Source organism: Streptomyces kanasensis, assembly GCF_043077165.1.
Lineage (GTDB): Bacteria > Actinomycetota > Actinomycetes > Streptomycetales > Streptomycetaceae > Streptomyces > Streptomyces changanensis.
Window position 1 is genome coordinate 525,365 of record NZ_JBIBSF010000004.1, and the last position, 18,531, is coordinate 543,895.

14 protein-coding genes are annotated in these 18,531 nt (G+C 75.8%); 7 read left to right on the forward strand and 7 right to left on the reverse strand.

Annotation, left to right across the window (positions count from 1 at the left end; all coding sequences use genetic code 11):
* Positions 1-492 precede the first annotated feature (492 nt).
* Entirely contained in the window at positions 493-2,091 is a 1,599-nt protein-coding gene (gene serA, locus ACF053_RS13935) for a phosphoglycerate dehydrogenase (protein ID WP_391954069.1), read from the forward strand.
* 146 nt (positions 2,092-2,237) lie between these two features.
* Here serA and ACF053_RS13940 read toward each other — a convergent pair whose 3' ends face one another.
* The 6 genes from ACF053_RS13940 to ACF053_RS13965 all read right to left on the reverse strand — a co-directional run bounded on the left by ACF053_RS13940 (position 2,238) and on the right by ACF053_RS13965 (position 10,441).
* Positions 2,238-3,566: an MFS transporter gene (locus tag ACF053_RS13940; protein WP_391954070.1), complete on the reverse strand. Its 1,329-nt coding sequence runs from the start codon at positions 3,564-3,566 to the stop codon at positions 2,238-2,240.
* Positions 3,473-4,153: an ATP-binding cassette domain-containing protein gene (locus tag ACF053_RS13945; RefSeq protein ID WP_391954071.1), complete on the reverse strand. Its 681-nt coding sequence runs from the start codon at positions 4,151-4,153 to the stop codon at positions 3,473-3,475. The genes ACF053_RS13940 and ACF053_RS13945 overlap by 94 nt, the downstream gene beginning before the upstream one ends.
* Positions 4,150-5,550: an ABC transporter ATP-binding protein gene (locus ACF053_RS13950; protein ID WP_391954072.1), complete on the reverse strand. Its 1,401-nt coding sequence runs from the start codon at positions 5,548-5,550 to the stop codon at positions 4,150-4,152. Before ACF053_RS13950 ends, ACF053_RS13945 begins: the two co-directional genes overlap by 4 nt.
* Positions 5,540-7,267, reverse strand: a complete 1,728-nt coding sequence (locus tag ACF053_RS13955) for an ABC transporter permease subunit (protein ID WP_391954113.1) — start codon at positions 7,265-7,267, stop codon at positions 5,540-5,542. Before ACF053_RS13955 ends, ACF053_RS13950 begins: the two co-directional genes overlap by 11 nt.
* A gap of 296 nt (positions 7,268-7,563) precedes the next feature.
* Complete coding sequence (locus ACF053_RS13960; protein WP_391954073.1) at positions 7,564-9,051, reverse strand: ABC transporter substrate-binding protein; 1,488 nt, start codon at positions 9,049-9,051, stop codon at positions 7,564-7,566.
* Between the two features lie 121 nt (positions 9,052-9,172).
* Positions 9,173-10,441: a PucR family transcriptional regulator gene (locus tag ACF053_RS13965; RefSeq protein ID WP_391954074.1), complete on the reverse strand. Its 1,269-nt coding sequence runs from the start codon at positions 10,439-10,441 to the stop codon at positions 9,173-9,175.
* 184 nt (positions 10,442-10,625) lie between these two features.
* On the opposite strand from ACF053_RS13965, the gene ACF053_RS13970 reads away from it, so the two are divergent.
* The 6 genes from ACF053_RS13970 to ACF053_RS13995 all read left to right on the forward strand — a co-directional run bounded on the left by ACF053_RS13970 (position 10,626) and on the right by ACF053_RS13995 (position 16,851).
* Positions 10,626-11,552 carry a proline dehydrogenase family protein gene (locus ACF053_RS13970; RefSeq protein WP_391954075.1) on the forward strand — a complete coding sequence of 309 codons (927 nt, stop codon included), beginning with the start codon at positions 10,626-10,628 and terminating at the stop codon, positions 11,550-11,552.
* A 16-nt stretch (positions 11,553-11,568) separates the two neighbouring features.
* On the forward strand, positions 11,569-13,200 hold the full coding sequence (gene pruA / locus ACF053_RS13975) for an L-glutamate gamma-semialdehyde dehydrogenase (protein ID WP_391954076.1): 1,632 nt from the start codon (positions 11,569-11,571) through the stop codon (positions 13,198-13,200).
* A gap of 262 nt (positions 13,201-13,462) precedes the next feature.
* On the forward strand, positions 13,463-14,011 hold the full coding sequence (locus ACF053_RS13980) for a GNAT family N-acetyltransferase (RefSeq protein ID WP_391954077.1): 549 nt from the start codon (positions 13,463-13,465) through the stop codon (positions 14,009-14,011).
* A gap of 222 nt (positions 14,012-14,233) precedes the next feature.
* On the forward strand, positions 14,234-14,371 hold the full coding sequence (locus tag ACF053_RS13985; RefSeq protein ID WP_107115094.1) for a hypothetical protein: 138 nt from the start codon (positions 14,234-14,236) through the stop codon (positions 14,369-14,371).
* An 88-nt stretch (positions 14,372-14,459) separates the two neighbouring features.
* A complete protein-coding gene (locus tag ACF053_RS13990) occupies positions 14,460-15,503 on the forward strand; it encodes a 3-isopropylmalate dehydrogenase (RefSeq protein ID WP_391954078.1) in 1,044 nt (347 codons plus the stop codon).
* A gap of 256 nt (positions 15,504-15,759) precedes the next feature.
* Positions 15,760-16,851, forward strand: coding sequence for a branched-chain amino acid aminotransferase (locus tag ACF053_RS13995; protein WP_391954079.1), 1,092 nt, complete (start codon positions 15,760-15,762; stop codon positions 16,849-16,851).
* An 85-nt stretch (positions 16,852-16,936) separates the two neighbouring features.
* Here the strand turns inward: ACF053_RS13995 and ACF053_RS14000 are convergent, their stop codons facing one another.
* A complete protein-coding gene (locus ACF053_RS14000; RefSeq protein WP_391954080.1) occupies positions 16,937-18,502 on the reverse strand; it encodes a cytosine permease in 1,566 nt (521 codons plus the stop codon).
* Between the last annotated feature and the right edge of the window lie 29 nt (positions 18,503-18,531).

Below are 18,531 nucleotides of genomic sequence, written 5' to 3' on the forward strand. Positions count from 1 at the left end.
TTTTCCGCCCCCCCGGGTCTGCACCCCCCCTCCTGGGTGGCCCCAGCCGAAGTGCGGGGGGTGCCCCCCGGGGGCGGGGGGGGCCCGCGGCGGGGGGCCGGCCCCCCCCCCCCCCCCCCGCCGCCGTCCCCCCCCGTCACCGGCCCTCCCGCCCGCCGCCCCCCCCGGGGCCCGGGGCCGGGGCCCGTCCGGGGCTCGCGCTCGCCCTGCCCGGGCTTGTCCACGGCGTCCAGCCCCGTGTGGGTGATCCTGCCGACGAGGCGCAGAAATCGGCCGCCGCCGCCACTACACTGAGGCTCACTCCCGAGCCCTTGTACCCGGCGGTTCGGGGGTTCCCGGGGCGCCCCGGGGGACCGGGGGCGGCCCCGGACAGCAGCACTGCACACCCATACGCGTCAGGCCCACAGCGTCGTGCGTCTTCCACGCGGCAAGCCCCTCCACCGCCTGCGGCCGTCGGGACGGCCGTCCGCACTGGACTTGTGAGGACCTCACGTGAGCTCGCACCTGAATAAGCCGGTTGTACTCATCGCTGAAGAGCTGTCGCCCGCCACCGTCGACGCGCTCGGCCCCGACTTCGAGATCCGGCACTGCAACGGTGCCGACCGCGGCGAGCTGCTCCCCGCCATCGCCGACGTCGACGCCGTCCTGATCCGTTCCGCCACCAAGGTCGACGCCGAGGCCATCGCCGCCGCGAAGCGGCTGCGGGTCGTCGCCCGCGCCGGCGTCGGCCTGGACAACGTCGACGTCTCCGCCGCCACCAAGGCCGGCGTGATGGTCGTCAACGCCCCGACGTCCAACATCGTCACCGCCGCCGAGCTCGCCTGCGGCCTGCTCGTCGCCACGGCCCGCAACATCCCGCAGGCCAACACCGCGCTGAAGAACGGCGAGTGGAAGCGGAGCAAGTACACCGGCGTCGAGCTGAGCGAGAAGGTCCTCGGCGTCGTCGGCCTCGGCCGCATCGGCGTCCTGGTCGCCCAGCGCATGTCCGCCTTCGGGATGAAGGTCGTCGCCTACGACCCGTACGTCCAGCCGGCGCGCGCCGCGCAGATGGGCGTCAAGCTGCTCTCCCTCGACGAGCTGCTGGAGGTCGCCGACTTCATCACCGTCCACCTCCCGAAGACCCCCGAGACGCTGGGCCTCATCGGTGACGAGGCGCTGCACAAGGTCAAGCCGACCGTCCGCATCGTCAACGCCGCGCGCGGCGGCATCGTCGACGAGGAGGCGCTGTACGCGGCGCTGAAGGAGGGCCGCGTCGCGGGCGCCGGCCTGGACGTGTACGCGAAGGAGCCCTGCACGGACTCCCCGCTGTTCGAGCTGGACCAGGTCGTCTGCACCCCGCACCTCGGCGCCTCCACGGACGAGGCGCAGGAGAAGGCCGGTATCGCGGTGGCCCGTTCGGTGCGCCTCGCCCTCGCCGGCGAGCTGGTCCCGGACGCGGTCAACGTCCAGGGCGGCGTCATCGCCGAGGACGTCAAGCCGGGCCTGCCGCTGGCCGAGCGCCTCGGCCGGATCTTCACCGCCCTGGCGGGCGAGGTCGCGGTCCGCCTCGACGTCGAGGTCTACGGCGAGATCACCCAGCACGACGTCAAGGTGCTGGAGCTGTCGGCGCTCAAGGGCGTCTTCGAGGACGTCGTCGACGAGACGGTCAGCTACGTGAACGCCCCGCTGTTCGCGCAGGAGCGCGGCGTCGAGGTGCGGCTCACCACGAGCAGCGAGTCCCCCGACCACCGCAACGTCATCACCGTCCGCGGCACCCTCGGCAGCGGTGAGGAGGTCGCCGTCTCCGGCACGCTGGTCGGGCCCAAGCACCTCCAGAAGATCGTCGCCGTCGGCGACTTCGACGTCGACCTCGCGCTCGCCGACCACATGGTCGTCCTCCGCTACGAGGACCGTCCCGGTGTCGTCGGCACCGTCGGCCGCATCCTCGGTGAGGCCGGCCTCAACATCGCCGGCATGCAGGTCTCCCGCTCCGAGGAGGGCGGCGAGGCCCTGGCGGTCCTCACCGTCGACGACACGGTGCCGCCGGCGGTCCTGACGGAGCTCGCCGACGAGGTGGGCGCCGTCTCGGCCCGCTCGGTCAACCTGGTCTGAGCCCGTCCGGCGCCCGGCGTCCCGCGTAGGGCGCCGGTGTCGGGAGCACGACGGAGCCTTGCGGTGCCCCCGTCCGCGATCCGCGGACGGGGGCACCGGTGCGTCCGCCCGGCGCGCCCGGACGGCCCCGGTCGCGGGCGCCCCGCTCAGACGGAGGGCGCGGGGGCGGACCGGCGGGCCGGGTCCGCCGCGCCGGTGCGGGGCACGGCCGCCAGGCCCAGCAGGGTGAGCGCGGCGAGCACCGGCCAGTACCAGGGGCCGGCCAGCAGCGCCCCGGCGGGCGCCCCTCCCACCAGCACCACCAGCCCCGCGAGGGACGACATGGCGCCGGTGTACAGCCCCAGGCGCCGCTCGTCCACGAGCTCCGGCAGCCAGGCCCGCACCGCCGGCGACACCAGCATCTGACCGACGGCCAGCAGCACCACGAACACCACGGCCGACCACAGCCCACCCACCGGCCGCAGCGCCCCCGCGGCGGCGAAGGCGCCCGCGACCACCACCAGTCCGGCCCGTACCGTCGTCCGCCAGGACCAGCGCGCGGCGACCCACCGCTCCAGCGGCAGCTGCCCGGCGACGACCAGCACCGACGACAGCGCGAACAGCCACCCCACGGCCGACTGCGACCCCGTGGCCCGGTCCGCCTCGGCCGGGAGTGCCAGGTACAGTTGGTTGTAGGCGAGCAGGTAGGCCGCGTACGCCGCCGTCAGTCCCAGGAACGCCCGGTGGCGCAGGAGGCCCCCGGCCTTCGGCCCCGTACGGTCCGGGCCGGTGCGGTCCGCTCCCGTACCGTTCGCCGCGGTCTGCTCCGGGCCCGCCGTCCCGGGCCGGCGCGGCATCAGCCGCGCGTGCCCGGCCAGCACCAGCGCGAAGACCACCGCGCCCGCCAGGCACGCCACGCGGAACCGGCCCGACAGCAGGACCGCCCCCAGCACGGGCCCGGCCAGCGCGCCCGCCTGGCCCGCCGCGGCGAACCGGGCCGGCAGCCGGGTACGGGGCAGGCCCGTCGCCCGCTCCAGCCGCACCGCCTCGCGGACCACCTCCGACTCCACGGCCGGCGAGAACAGCGCCGCGGCGAAGCCGACGAGCACCACCGCCCCGACCACCGCCCCCACCGCCTCCGCGACGGCGAGCCACCCGAACCCCGCCACCCGCAGCGCGCACCCGACCAGGACCACCGGGCGCGGCCCGAAGCGGTCGGTGAGCGCGCCCCCCACCACGAAAAGCCCCTGCTGGCTGAAGGTGCGCAGCCCGAGCACCAGCCCCACCAGCCAGCCGCCCAGGCCGAGCGTGCCGCCCAGGTGCTGGGCGAGGTAGGGCAGCACGGCGAAGAAGCCGACGTTGAACGCGAACTGGCTGCCGACGAGCAGCCGGGCCAGGGGGCTCACGAGAACCGCTCGATCCGCCCGGCCCGCATCTCGGCCACCCGGTCGGCGAAGTGGCGTACGAGCGCGGGGTCGTGGCAGATGAACAGGCATCCGAGACCCAGCCGCTCCCGCAGGTCCACCAGCAGATTGAGCACGCCCGCCCGGACACCCGGGTCGAGCGCCGACACCGGTTCGTCCAGCACCAGCAGGCGGGGGTCGCTCGCCAGGGCCCGGGCAATGCCGGCGCGCTGGCACTGGCCGCCGGACAGCTCGTACGGCCGCCGGTCACCGAGCGCCGGGTCGAGGCCCACCGTCTCCAGCAGCTCGGCGACCCGGGCGGGACCGGCCTGCCGGTCCCAGCGGCCCTGCACGCGCAGCGGTTCGGCGACCGCGTCGCGGACGCGCAGGCGGGGGCTGAGCGAACCGTAGGGGTCCTGGAACACCGGCTGCATCGCCGGGCGCAGGGGCCTCAGCTGCCGTTCCGTCATGCGCGTGATCTCGCGGCCCTCGAACCACACCTCGCCCGCGTCCGGGCGGCGCAGCCCGAGCACGGCCGCGGCCGTCGAGGACTTGCCACAGCCGGAGGGGCCGACCAGCGCCAGGGTCTCCCCGGCGCCCAGCGAGAACGACACGCCGTCCACCGCGACCACCGGGCCGTGGCGGACCACCAGGTCACGGACGTCGAGCAGGGGGTTCACCGCGCCTCCGCGAAGAGCTCGCCGGGCGCGCCGGGCAGGTGCTCGGCCCGGTGGCAGGAGATGTCGCGGCCGTCCACCGGACGCGGCAGGGGCGTGCGCGCGCGGCATCCGGCGTCGGCCGCCGGGCAGCGCGGCGCGAACGCGCAGCCGTTCGCCGGTTCCCCCGGCGGGGGCGGCGCGCCGCCGATCGTCGGCAGGTACCGGCTCCGGCCGGCCGCCGGCCGGGGCGCGGTGGGGAGGCAGGCGAGGAGCCCGGCCGTGTACGGGGCGCGGGGGCGCTCCAGGACGGTCGCCACCGCACCGGATTCGACGTGCCGCCCCGCGTACAGGACGAGGACCCGGTCGGCGTGGTCGCGGACGGCGTCCAGGTCGTGGGTGACGAGGACCAGCGCCGCACCGGTCGCCGCCCGCTGCTCGGCGAGCAGCTGAAGCACCAGGGCACGGCGGTCGGGGTCGAGCGCGGTGGTCGGTTCGTCGGCGACGAGCAGGTCGGGTTCGTTGACGGTGGCCATCGCGATGACCGCCCGCTGGCGCATGCCGCCGGACAGCTCGTGCGGGTACGCCCCGGCGCGGGCGGCCGGAACGCCGACGCGGTCCAGGGCGGCCGCCGCACGGGCGCGCGCGGCGGCGCGGGACACGCCGCACACCGATCGTACGGCGGCGGCGAGTTGGTCCCCGACGGGGTGGACGGGGGAGAGGGCGGAGAGCGAGTCCTGCGGGACGAGGGAGACGCGCCGGCCCCACAGCGCGGCGAGCCGCGCGCGCCGCGCCCCGACCAGTTCGGTCCCGCGCAGCCGGACGCTGCCGGCCGTCCGCGCCCCGGGCGGGGCGAGTCCCAGCAGGGACCGCGCGGTGAGGGACTTGCCGGCACCGGACTCGCCGACCAGGGCGAACACCTCGCCGTCGTGCACGTCGAAGTCCACACCCCGCACGACCTCGACCCCGCCGACGGAGATCCGCAGGTCCCGTACGGACACGAGCGGCGGGAGGGCCGGGTCGACGGTCGGGCGGACGGACGGCGCCGGGGCCGTCGGTCCGGCGGAGGGGGGAGCGGACGGGCGGGCGGACGCGTGGGCGGACGGCGCCGGCGTCGCGTCCGCGGACCGGTCGACGGGCGGCGGCGTCCGGTCCGCGGGCGCGCCGACGGGCGGACCGGCGGGCCGACCGATGGGCGGGCCGACGGGCGGGGCGACCGGCGGGCCGACGGGTGCGTCGGCCGGTGCCGGGCCGGCGCCGGGGGCGTGGGGCGGGAGCGCCGATTCCACGGGCGGCTGGGCGGACGGGTCCGCGGACCCGTCGACGGGCGGCGCGGGCGGTGGTCCGGACGGCCCGGCGGGGGCGCCGGCAGGGGTGGGGCCGGCACCGGCCGTGGGTGCGGGGAGGTCGTCAGTGGGCACGGGGTGCTGCCTTACGGAGCGGGGGACGGGGGCGGAGGCGGGGTGCCGCGCCGGGGTGCCCGGCCGGGCGGGCGCGGTCGGACGAGGCGTACGCGGCGAGCGAGACCGCCAGCGCGGCGAGCCACGCCAGGGCCACCGCCGGGGCGAGCGCGGCCCACGGGGCCCGCTCCACGTACGCCCGCGACTCGTCGAGCAGCAGCCCCCACTCGGGGGAGGGCGGCGGGGCGCCGAGGCCCAGGAAGCCGAGGGAGGCCAGGGCCAGCGCGATTCCCGGCAGCCGCAGCACGGCGTGGCGGGCGACCGGCCCGGCCACCGAGGGCAGCACGTGCCGGGTCAGCACCCAGCCGGGCCCGGCGCCGATCGCGCGCTGTGCCAGCAGGAAGCCCGACGCGCGGACCTCCTGGACGAGCGCGGCGGCGTGCGCGGCCAGCGGCGGCCAGGAGACCAGGGCCACGGCGGTCGCCGCGCCGCCGGTGCCGGGCCCGGCCGCCGCCGCGACGAGGATGCCGACGACCACCGGCGGCAGGGCGTTGGCGACGTCCGCGGCTCCGGCGGCCACCCCGGGGAGGAAACCGAGCAGCAGCGCGACGAGGAGGCTCAGCGCGCACACGGCGGCGGCCGTCCCGGCGGTCGAGGCGGCGCCGTGACCGAGCCGGGCCAGCACGTCCCGCCCGAGGCCGTCCGTGCCGAGGGGGTGCGGCAGCGACGGCGGGGCGAGCCGGGCCGCCGTGTCGACGGTGTACGGGTCGCGCAGCAGCCCCCAGGCGACCACCGCCACCAGCACGGCGGCCAGTACGGCGGGCACGGCGGGCCCGATCCGCACGCGCCGGGGCGGGGGCGCGGCCAGGGCGGCGTCGCGCAGCCCGGGGCCGAGCAGCCGGTGGCGGACGAGCGCCGCCGCCGCGCCGACCGACAGGCCGAGCAGCAGCAGGGCGAGGACGGCGCCCTGGAGGAGCGGCAGGTCCTGCGACCGGGCCGCGCCCAGCGCCGTACGGCCGATCCCGGGCACCGCGAACACCGTCTCGACGGCGACCGCGCCCCCGGTGAGCCCGACCACGACCATGCCGCCCTGCGGGACCAGCGGCGGCAGGGCCCGCCGCAGTGCGGCGCGGGCGATCCTGGCGCGGCTCACACCGGAACCGCGCCACAGCTCGACCCACCGTTCACCGAGCACGGCCGGGATCGCGTCGGCGGCCAGCCGCCCCAGCAGCCCCCCGGCCGGTACGCCCAGGGCGAGGGCCGGCAGGACGAGGTGGGCCGGGCCCTGCCAGCCCGCCGAGGGGAACCAGCCGAGCCACACCGCGCCGACGACGAGGAGCACCGCGGCGAGGAGGAACTCCGGCAGGGCGGCGAGCACCGCGGCGACGGCGCCGGACGTGCCGCGCCCGCGGACCAGGGTCGGCGCGGCGAGCACGGCGGCGACCACCAGCGCCACGCCGAGCGCGGCGCCCATCAGCCCCAGCGACACCCGCAGGCCCCCGGTGACGGACGGCAGGACGTCGGCGCCGGAGACCCAGGAGGTGCCGAGGTCACCGCCGGGCAGTCCGCGGAGCCAGGTGCCGAGCAGGGTGAACGGGCCGGCGTCGAGCCCGAGGTCGGCGCGGACGGCGGCGAGCGCCTCGGCGGTCGGCTCCTGTTCGGCGGACCTGGCGCGCAGCACGGTGAGGGCCGGGTCGCGGCCGGAGAGCCAGGGCAGCAGGCCGACGGCGGCGAGCACCGTGGCGAGGGCGAGGGCGCGGACGGCGGTGGCGACCCCGCGCCGGGGGCGGGTGGCCGCGGTTCCGCGCTGCCGACGGGCGCCGGCCGCGGTCCCGGGCCGGCGCCCGTCGGCGGCGGTCTGGGGCCGGCGGGCCTCGGCGGTCGTGCTGCGGAGGCGGACGACGGCCGCGCTCCCGCCCCGGGGGCGACCCGCCGCCCCTGCGGCCTCGCCGTCCCGCCGGGGGCGGGTGACGGCCTCGGCGCGCCGCCGCAGGCGGGTGGCGGCGCTGATCCGCCGGCGCGGGCGGGCGGCGCTCACTTGACGTACGTGTCGGGCGTGACGAGCAGCCGCTCGCGCGGGTCGTGCGCGGCGCCCACGACCCCGGCGGCGTCGCCCTGGACGACCCGCTCGTGCAGCAGCGGGACCGCGGCGTCGGTGGCCAGGACCGCCGCCTCCGCCGCCATGACCGCCCTGCGGCGGGTGTCGCCGGCGGGCGCGTCGGCGGCCTTGCGCAGGGCGGCGTCGACGCCCGGGTCGGCGAGCTGGGAGAGGTTGAAGGAACCCTCGGAGGAGAAGTCGCTGAACAGGTAGGCGGCGGGGTCGCCCGAGTCCAGGACGGTGGCGCGGGAGAGGAGGAACGCGTCGAACGCGCCGGCCAGCGCGTCGGCCTCGATGGCGGCGTACTCGCGCACGTCCAGCCGCACCGTGAAGCCGGCGGCCCGCAGCTGCTGCTGGAGCGCCTGCGCGACCTCGGGCAGCTCGGCGCGGTCGGTGAAGGTACCGATGGTGATCACGGCCCCGCCGGGGTCGCCCGCCGGGGCGGGCGTACGGGCGGGGCGCAGGCCGTCGGCCCAGGTGACGGCCGGCCCGAGCAGCCCCTCGGCGATGTCGGCACGGCCTTCGTACACGCCCTTGACCAGCGGCCGGGCGTCGACGGCCCGGCGCGCGGCGGCCCGCAGCGCCGGGTCGCGGAAGGGGCCCTTGCGGGTGTTGAGGTACAGGGTGTTGGTGCGGGGCATGGGGACCTCGGTGACGAGGTCCTGGTCGAGCAGGGCGGCCTGGGAGACCGGTACGGCCTCCACGATGTCCGCCTCGCCGGTGCGCAGCGCGGCGGCGCGGGCGGTGCCGTCGGGGACGAACGTCACGTCGATGCCGGCCGCCTTCGCCCTGCCGCCCCAGTAGCCGTCGTAGCGGTCGAGGGAGGCGGAGGTGGTGCCGTCGACGCGGGTGAGGCGGAAGGCGCCGGTGCCGGTGCCGACCGGGTCGACCGTCTTCCCCCGGTACGCCCGGGCGGAGAGGACCGACAGCTGCGGGGAGCTGAGCCGCTGGGGGAGGAGGGGGTCCGGGGCGGCGGTGGTGAGGGTGACCGTCCGGCCGGAGGTCCGCACGCCGAGCCGTACGCCGTCGAGGATGCGGGGCTTGGGGGAGGCGGTGGCCGCCCGGGTGAGGGAGCGTTCGACGTCGCGGGCGGTGAGCGGGGTGCCGTCGTGGAAGGTCACGCCGTCGCGGAGGGTGAAGGTCCAGCTGGTGCCGTGCTGCTTCCAGGAGGTGGCGAGGGCGGGGCGCGCGTCGCCCTCGGCGTCGAGGACGACCAGGGTCTCGGCGGTGGACCAGCGGGACAGCTTGAAGGCGTCGTCGGAGAGGGGCGACAGTCCGGACCGCGGCGGGTTCATCATCGCGACGCGCACGCGCCCGTCCTCGCCGCGTGCGGTGCCGCCGCCGTCCGGAGCCGCCGCGAAGCAGCCGGTGAGCAGCACGGACGCGGAGGTCAGCGCGAGCGCGGACAGGAGGGGACGACGCACGGGGGCACCCTTCGGGGGCGGTGGGGCGGGGGATGTCTGGACCGTAGCAAATGATTACGGTTTTCAACAACGCGTCCGGCCCCCCGCCCGCCCGGCCCTGCCCCGACGCGGCGTCGGACCGCTACAGGGCGCGCCCCTTCAGGACCATGTGCAGCAGCAGCCGGTCCTCCCCGCTGTCCAGGTCGAGGCCGGTCAGCTGCTCGACGCGGGAGAGGCGGTAGTAGAGCGTCTGCCGGTGGATGCCGAGGGCGGCCGCCGTGCGCCCCGCCTGGCCCGCGCAGTCGAGGAACGTCTCGGCGGTGCGCGCCAGTTCGGCGTGGACGGGGGCCAGCAGCGGCCGTACGGCGTCGTCCTCGCGGGCCGCCGCGGGCAGCGCGGTCAGGAGCCGGTACGGGCCGACGGACGACCAGGGCGCGACCGGCCCCAGCCGCGGTTCGGCGAGCGCGGCACGGGCCGCCGCCGTGGCCTCCGCCCAGGCCGTCGGCAACTCCGCCAGTCCGCGCCGCGGCCCGGCGACCCCGGCGACGGCGCCGGGGCCGGCCGCGTCGCACAGCCGGGCGCCGGCCGTCGTGGCGGGGGACAGGGCCTCGGTCGACCGCAGCCGCACCAGCGCGGCCACCGCGTGCCGGCCGGGGAGGGGCCCGCCCGCGGCGGCGCCCGCCTCCCGCCCGCCGGACGCGCCGCCCGCCTCCCGCCCGCCCGCGGCGGGGCCACCCGGGGAGCGCCCGCCCGCCGCGGCGCCCGTCTCCCGCCCGCCCGGCGCGGGCCACGGCACCGTGCACAGCGCCGCCGCTCCCGGGGCCGTGCGGACCGGCGGGCCGTCGCCGCCCGGCCAGGGGGCGACGCACACCACGGCGTGCAGTCCCTCGGCGCCCGGCCCGAGCGCCGCCCGCAGCGCGGCCAGTGCCAGGTCGAGCCGCCAGTCCGGCTCGGCGGTGAGCGCGGCCCGCAGCTCCCGGGACAGGTCGGCGGACGCCCGCTCCTCGTCGGCGAGCAGGGCCCCGACGCGCGCGGCCACCTCCATGGCCGCGGCGAGCCGCTCCGGCGCGGGGCCCGGCGAGGCGTCGAGCAGCCACACGTAGCCGAGGACGACGCCGCGGTGGCGGACGGGCAGGCAGAGGCGGTCGCGGTACACACCCGCCTCCGGCGCGGCCGGGATGCGCACCGGGCCGGTCGCCCGGGCGATGCCGAAGCCCTCGAACCACGCGCGCACCGCCGGGGTGGACTTGCGGGTCAGGATCGAGCGGGTGCGGACCGGGTCCATCGCCGAGGCGTCGTCGCTGTCGTGCGCCCCGAAGGCGATCAGGCCGAAGTCCCGGTTCTCCAGCGTGGCCGGGGCGCCCAGGAGCGCCGAGATCTCGTCGACCAGTTCTTGGTAATCGGCCTTCACCCGGACATTCTGCCACCCCTTCAGACAGATGTCTGAGATCCGCGGCACGGATGCGTGACAGCTGTCGATGGCCCGCGTCCGGGGTGATCCTTAGGTTTCACGGTGGTTCTCCGTGCCGTTTCCGCAGCGTCGGACAGCGGCCGTGTCCGTCCTGTTCCCCACCCGTGTTCGTTGGAGGTGCCCCGTGCTGGGTCCCGTGATCCTCGCCGCTTCGCGCAGTGACAAGATGCGCCGCATCGTGTCGGCGGCCCCGGTGACCAAGCCGGTCGTCGACCGGTTCATCCCCGGTGAGACGGTCGACCAGGTCATCCCCATCGTCACGGAGCTCGCCGACAAGGGCCTGGAGGTCACCCTCGACGTCGTCGGCGAGGACATCACCACCCCCGAGCAGGCCACCGCCGCCCGCGACGCCTACCTGCTGCTGATCGAGCGGCTGAAGCCCCTCGGCCTGGGCGCGCGGGCGGAGATGTCCGTCAAGCTGTCGATGTTCGGCCAGGCGCTGGAGAACGGGCACGAGCTCGCCCTCGCCAACGTCCGCCCCGTCGTCGAGGCCGCGGCGGAGATCGGCACCACGGTCACCCTGGACGCCGAGGACCACACCACCCTGGACTCGATGTTCGCCATCCACGAGGAGCTGCGGAAGGACTTCCCGCAGACCGGCTGCGTCATCCAGGCGTACCTCTTCCGCACCGAGGAGGACGCCCGCCGCCTCGCCGCGAACGGCAGCCGCGTGCGGATCGTGAAGGGCGCCTACAAGGAGCCGGCCTCCGTCGCGTACCAGGACAAGGCGGAGATCGACAAGGCGTACGTCCGCGTCCTCGGGACCCTCATGGCGGGCAGCGGCTACCCCATGATCGGCTCGCACGACCCGCGGCTCATCGCCATCACCCAGGAGCTCGCCCGCCGCCACGGGCGCAAACTGGACGAGTACGAGTTCCAGATGCTCTACGGCATCCGCGGCGAGGAGCACGTCCGGCTCGCCGCCGAAGGGCACCGGATGCGCGTCTACACCGCGTACGGAACCGACTGGTACGGGTACTTCATGCGCCGCCTCGCGGAGAAGCCGGCCAACCTGCTGTTCTTCGTCCGCTCGATGATCACCAAGAACTGAAGGAGTTACGGAACTCATGGACGCTGTGACCCAGGTCCCCGCTCCGGTCAACGAGCCGGTCCACACCTACGCCCCCGGCTCGGCCGAGCGCATCCGTCTCGAGGCCAAGCTCAAGGAGCTCGCCGAGAACCCCATCGACCTGCCGATGACCATCGGCGGCGTCAAGCGGATGGGCGGCGGCGAGCGCGTGGACGTCGTGCAGCCGCACAACCACGCCAAGGTCCTCGGCACCTTCGCCGCCGCCACGCAGGCGGACGCCCAGGACGCCATCGACGCGGCCCTCGCCGCCGCCCCGGCGTGGCGCGCGATGTCCTTCGACGACCGCGCGGCGATCATCCTGCGCGCCGCCGAGCTGCTGGCCGGTCCGTGGCGCGAGACCATGGCCGCCTCGACCATGCTCGGCCAGTCGAAGACCGTCCAGCAGGCCGAGATCGACACCCCCTGCGAGCTCGTCGACTTCTGGCGCTTCAACGTCAAGTACGCCCGCGACCTGCTCGCCGAGCAGCCGCCGGCCAACGCCCCCGGGGTGTGGAACCGCCTGGACCACCGCCCGCTGGAGGGCTTCGTCTACGCGATCACGCCCTTCAACTTCACCGCCATCGCGGGCAACCTCCCCACCGCCCCCGCCCTCATGGGCAACGTGGTGGTCTGGAAGCCGTCCCCGACGCAGACCCACGCCGCCGTGCTGCTCATGGAGCTGCTGGAGGAGGCCGGCCTGCCGAAGGGCGTCATCAACCTGGTGACGGGCGACGGCATCGCCGTCTCCGAGGTGGCGCTGAACCACCCGGAGCTCGCGGGCATCCACTTCACCGGCTCCACCAAGACCTTCCAGCACCTGTGGAAGACGGTCGGCGCCAACATCGAGAAGTACCGCGGCTACCCGCGCATCGTCGGCGAGACCGGTGGCAAGGACTTCGTGGTCGCGCACCCGAGCGCCGACCGCGCCGTCCTGAAGACCGCGCTGACCCGCGGCTCCTTCGAGTACCAGGGCCAGAAGTGCTCGGCGACCTCGCGCGCGTACATCCCGGCCTCGATCTGGAACTCCGGCTTCAAGGAGGAGTTCGCGGCCGAGGTCGACGGCATCAAGATGGGTGACGTCACCGACCTGACGAACTTCATCGGCGCCGTCATCGACGAGCGCGCCTTCGCCAAGAACAAGGCCGCCATCGACCGCGCGAAGGCCGACCCGACCTGCACGATCGTCGCGGGCGGCAGCTACGACGACTCCGTCGGCTACTTCGTCCGCCCGACCGTCGTCGAGTGCACGGACCCGGCCAACGAGGTCTTCACCACCGAGTACTTCGGCCCGTTCCTCGCGGTGCACGTGTACGAGGACGACCAGTACGACGCGATGCTGGAGCAGATGGAGGCCGTGTCGGCGTACGCCCTGACCGGCTCGGTCATCGCCAAGGACCGCGCCGCCGCCGCGTACACGATGGAGAAGCTGCGGTACGCCGCGGGCAACTTCTACATCAACGACAAGTCGACCGGCGCCGTCGTCGGCCAGCAGCCCTTCGGCGGCGGCCGCGCCTCCGGTACGAACGACAAGGCCGGCGCCCCGCAGAACCTCATGCGCTGGACGCTGACCCGCGCCATCAAGGAGACGCTGGTGGCGCCGACGGACTACACGTACCCGCACATGGGCTGACCTCCGCCCGCCCCCGACACCGCCCCCCTCCGGCCCCCAGGCCGGACGGGGGCGGTTCCCATGTCCGGCCCCACCGGCCCCCGCCCGGCCCTGACCCGCCCCTGCTCCCGGCCCCTGCGTCGGCCCTGACCGGCCCCTGCCGACCGACGGCGGCCCGAGCGGCCCCTACCGGCCGGTGCGGCGGACGTGACGAGCGGGACGGGTGGCGCGAACGTGCGGTACGCCGGGCCCGCCGGCGGGGACGGGTGCCACAGTGGGCCGTATGAGTGACCGCCTCCGCACCGCCCACACCCACGAGTTGACCCCCGCCACGCGGCAGCTGCTGCGCACCGCGCTCGACGACTTCTTCGAGGGCGACTTCTCCGACGAGGACTGGGAGCACGGCCTCGGCGGGGTGCACGCCTACGTCGAGGACGCCGACGGGCGGATCGTCGCGCACGGCAGCGTCGTCATGCGCCGGGTCGTGCACGCGGGGCGCGCCCACCGCGTCGGCTACGTCGAGGGCGTCGGCGTCCGGGACGAGCGCCGCCGGCAGGGCCTCGGCCACCGGGTGATGGAGGCCCTGGAGGGGGTCGTGGACCGCGCGTACGACTTCGGCGCCCTCTCCGCCTCCGACGAGGGCGCCCTGCTCTACCGCTCGCGCGGCTGGCACCTGTGGCGGGGGAGGGTCGAGGGGTACGGCCCGCACGGCACGGTCCACCTGCCGGACGAGGAGGGCAGCACCTTCCTGCGGCCCGCCGCGGGGCGCCGGCTGCCCGCGCCGGAGGACGGACCGCTGCTCTTCGACTGGCGCGACGGCGACGTGCTGTGACGCCGCGTAGTGCTTTGGCCCACGCCTCGTCTCAGATAGTAGGAAGTCCGAGTATTCCTGGAGACAGCCGCGCCGTGCTCGCCTACGTTGGAAGGAGCCGAACGTCTCGCTCCATCAGCGAACGGCGGTCGTGAGCGCGGTGCCCCCGGCAGGCCACCCCTGCGGCAGCGCTCCCCGCCCCTTCCGGCGCCTCCCCAGCCGTTGCCCTGAAGGAGTCGCACCATGAGCGCAGTCACCACCGTCCGCCGCGTCCGCCGCCACGCCGCCGCGCGCCCCGCCGACACCGACCGCAAGAACGCCGCCGCCGCCCTGCAGCGCGCCCTGGACCGCCGGGACAACGGCGGCTCCACCGGCCACTGAATCGCCCGAGCCCCCGGACGCCGACACGCGCCGTCCACATGATGGACGACGCGTGTCAGGCAATGGGACGAAGAGTAGGGTCGCGGCCATGTCTCGCAGCATCAATCTCGCAGTGATCCCCGGTGACGGCATCGGCCAGGAGGTCGTGGCCCAGGGACTCAAGGTCCTCCGTGCCGTCCTCCCGCAGGACGTGAAGCTGGAGACCAAGGAGTACGACCTCGGCGCCCGGCGCTGGCACCGCACCGGGGAGACCCTCCCCGACGCGGAGCTGGAGGCCCTCAAGGGCCACGACGCCCTCCTGCTCGGCGCGATCGGTGACCCGTCCGTGCCCTCCGGCGTCCTGGAGCGGGGCCTGCTGCTGAAGCTCCGCTTCGCCTTCGACCACTACGTCAACCTGCGTCCGTCGAAGCTCTTCCCGAACACGGCGACCCCGCTCGCCGGCCGCCCCGACATCGACTTCGTCGTCGTGCGCGAGGGCACCGAGGGGCCGTACACGGGCAACGGCGGCAGCCTGCGCACCGGCACCCCCGCCGAGGTCGCCACCGAGGTCAGCGTCAACACCGCGTACGGCGTCGAGCGCGTCGTCCGCGACGCGTACGAGCGGGCGAACGCCCGCCCGCGCAAGAAGCTGACCCTCGTCCACAAGAACAACGTGCTCGTCTACGCCGGCCACATGTGGAAGAAGATCTTCGACCGGGTCGGCGAGGAGTACCCCGAGGTCACGACCGACTACCTGCACGTGGACGCGGCGACGATCTTCTTCGTCACGCAGCCCGAGCGGTTCGACGTGATCGTCACCGACAACCTCTTCGGCGACATCCTCACCGACCTCGCCGCCGCCGTGACCGGCGGCATCGGCCTGGCCGCCTCCGGCAACATCAACCCGGCCGGCGACTTCCCGTCGATGTTCGAGCCCGTCCACGGCTCCGCGCCCGACATCGCGGGCCAGGGCAAGGCCGACCCCACCGCGACCGTCCTGTCCGTCGCGCTGCTCCTGCGCCACCTCGGGCACGAGGCCGAGGCCGTCCGCATCGAGGAGGCGGTCTCCGCGGACCTCGCGGAGCGGACCGGCGCCGCCGCCCGCACCACCGACGAGATCGGCGACGCGCTCGCGGTACGCGTGGCGAACTGACCCGCCGACTGCGCATCAGCGAAAGACAGCCGCCGGGTCGCACCGCACCCGGCGGCTTCTCCTGTGCCGCCCCGGGTGCCACCATCGAACCCCGGACCGCGGTCACACCCGTTTCCCTGGCCCGGCCCCCCGAGCGATAATCGAACGCGGGGCCGCGGCATGCGGTGATGCTCGGACGTCCTAGCGGCAGCAGCGACAGCGGCTGGAGCGGCGTGAGCGCGGTCCGTCACACACAACCGGTGAAGGACAAGCACTCATGACGACGCCAACGACGATCGAGCTCAAGCCCTCCTCGAACCCGCTGTCCGCCGTGCAGCGCGAGGCGATCCTGGCCAGCCCCGGCTTCGGCCGCCACTTCACCGACCACATGGTGACGATCAAGTGGACCGAGGGGCGCGGCTGGCACGACGCCCAGCTCACGCCGTACGCGCCGCTCTCCATCGACCCGGCGAACATGACCCTGCACTACGCGCAGGAGATCTTCGAGGGGCTCAAGGCGTACCGCCGCCCCGACGGCTCCGTGTCGCTCTTCCGCCCGGAGGCCAACGCCGAGCGCTTCCGCCGCTCCGCGCGCCGCCTCGCCATGCCCGAGCTGCCCGTGGAGACCTTCGTCGCCGCGTGCGACGCCCTGGTCCGGCAGGACGAGGCGTGGGTCCCGCCGCACGGCGGCGAGGAGTCCCTCTACCTGCGCCCCTTCATGATCGCCAACGAGGTGGGGCTCGGCGTCCGCCCGGCCAACGAGTACCTCTTCCTCGTCATCGCCTCGCCGGCGGGCGCGTACTTCCCCGGCGGCGTCAAGCCCGTCTCCGTCTGGCTGTCGGAGAACTACGTCCGCGCCGTCCCCGGCGGCATGGGCTTCGCCAAGACGGGCGGCAACTACGCGGCGTCCCTGCTCGCCCAGGCCGAGGCGGCGGCGAAGGGTTGCGACCAGGTCGTCTGGCTCGACGCGCTGGAGCACCGGTGGGTCGAGGAGATGGGCGGCATGAACCTGTACTTCGTGTACGGGAACAAGATCGTCACGCCCGAGCTGACCGGCTCCCTGCTCGCGGGCATCACCCGTGACTCCCTGCTCCGGGTCGCCCGCGACCTCGGGTACGAGTCGGAGGAGGGCCGCATCTCCACCGACCAGTGGCGCCGCGACGCGCAGGACGGCACCCTCACCGAGGTCTTCGCCTGCGGCACGGCCGCCGTCATCACCCCGGTCGGCACGGTCAAGTCCGAGAAGGGCGACTGGGCCCAGGGCGACGGCCGGCCCGGCGCGGTCACGCTGGAGCTCCGCAAGGCCCTGCTGGACATCCAGACGGGTGCGGCGCCGGACCCCCACGGCTGGACGCACCGGGTCGTCTGACCCGCGGCGGCGGCGGCCCGTCCCCGTTCCCGTACCCGTACGGCCGGGGCCGGGCCGCGCCGCCGCCACCATGGCCGAAGCGCCGTCAGAGCCCCATGGGCCCCGGCGCGGGCACCCCGTCCGGTACGGGTGCCGCGGCGCCCGGCGCGGGCACCGCTCCCCGCGCGGGGCCTCCATCCGGCGCGGCGCCCCCGACCGGTACGGAAGCCGCCGGGTCCCCGACCGGTGGGGCCGCCGCGGCGGGCGCGCGCCGCGCCCCGGGAGGGGTGCGCCGCCCTCCGCCCCGCGTCAGCGCCGCGTACGCCAGGCCCCCGACCGCGCCCGACAGGACGAAACCGCAGTCCACGCCCCCGGTCAGGGCCAGGAGCGGCCCTTCGTACACCGGGGTGGACACGCCCGCCAGCCCCGCCGCCGCCCCCAGGGCCCAGGCGGCCGTCGCCCCCGGGTGCCATCCGGCGCGGAACCAGTACGCGCCGCCCCGGGCCCGCCGGTTCAGCACCTGCAGGGCCTCCGCGTCGTACCGGCCCCGGCACCGGAGGTGGCCGAGCAGCGTGATGACGGCCCACGGCGTGCCGACCGCCGTCAGCAGCAGCACGAACGACGTCATCGCCGACCGCGCGTCCCACGCGAAGTGCCCGAGGAAGACGAACGCCGCCGCCACCACGGCGACCACCAGCGTGGCCGCCGTACGGGTCGCCCGGGGGACGATCGCGTCCAGGTCGAGGCCCATCGAGTACAGCATCAGCCCGGCGTTGCCCACCGACCCCGCGCCCGCCGCGAGGAGCAGCGGCAGCAGGTACCAGGTGGGCGCGGCCGCCACCAGCGGGCCGGCGTAGTCCGCGCCGGCCCGCGCGGCCAGCGCCGTGACCGTGCCGAACAGCTGCGGCACCAGCAGCCCCAGGAAGAGGCCCGCACACGTCGCCCACCACACGGCCCGGGCCTCGTGCCGGCGCGGTGAGACGTACCGCGTGTAGTCCCCCAGCAGCGTGATGAAGGCGATCGGGCCGCTCAGTCCGGCCGCGACGGCGGAGAGCAGCCACGTGGGCCCGAAGGAGCCGAGCAGGTACGGCACGTCCGGCGGCGCGGCGGCCGTGAAGTCGCCGGCGTACGCCACGAGCCCCAGCGCCAGCAGCGCCGTCATGCCGACGGCCAGGAGCCGGCTCAGCCGCAGCAGCAACCGGTAGCCGTACACCGCGGCGACCACCGTGCACCCGGCGAGCAGCGCGTACACCACCGCGTGCGCGCCGCCGCCCGACGGTACGCCGAGCAGGCGCGCGAGGGCCCCGAGGGCCACGTCGCCGCCGATCCACAGCGTGAGGGCGGTGTAGCCGAGCGACAGCAGCAGCCCCACGACCGAGCCGACGAGCCGGCCGCGCACGCCGAAGAAGGCGCCGGACGACGTGGAGAGGTTGGTGGCGGTGCGCAGCGAGACCAGCGCGAGCGGCGCCGTCACGAGGACGCCGACGACCGTCCCGGCGACCACGGAGGTGACGGCCGGCCACAGGCCGAGGCCGAAGGAGACCGGGAGCCAACCGAAGACGATCACCCCCAGGCAGAGGTTGGAGCCCAGCAGGATCGCCACCAGGTCGCGCGGCCCGCTGGTCCTGTCCTCCTCGGGGATGGTGTCGACGCCGTGCTGTTCGATCGGCATGGGGCCTCCTGTGTTCCGGTCGAGCCGTC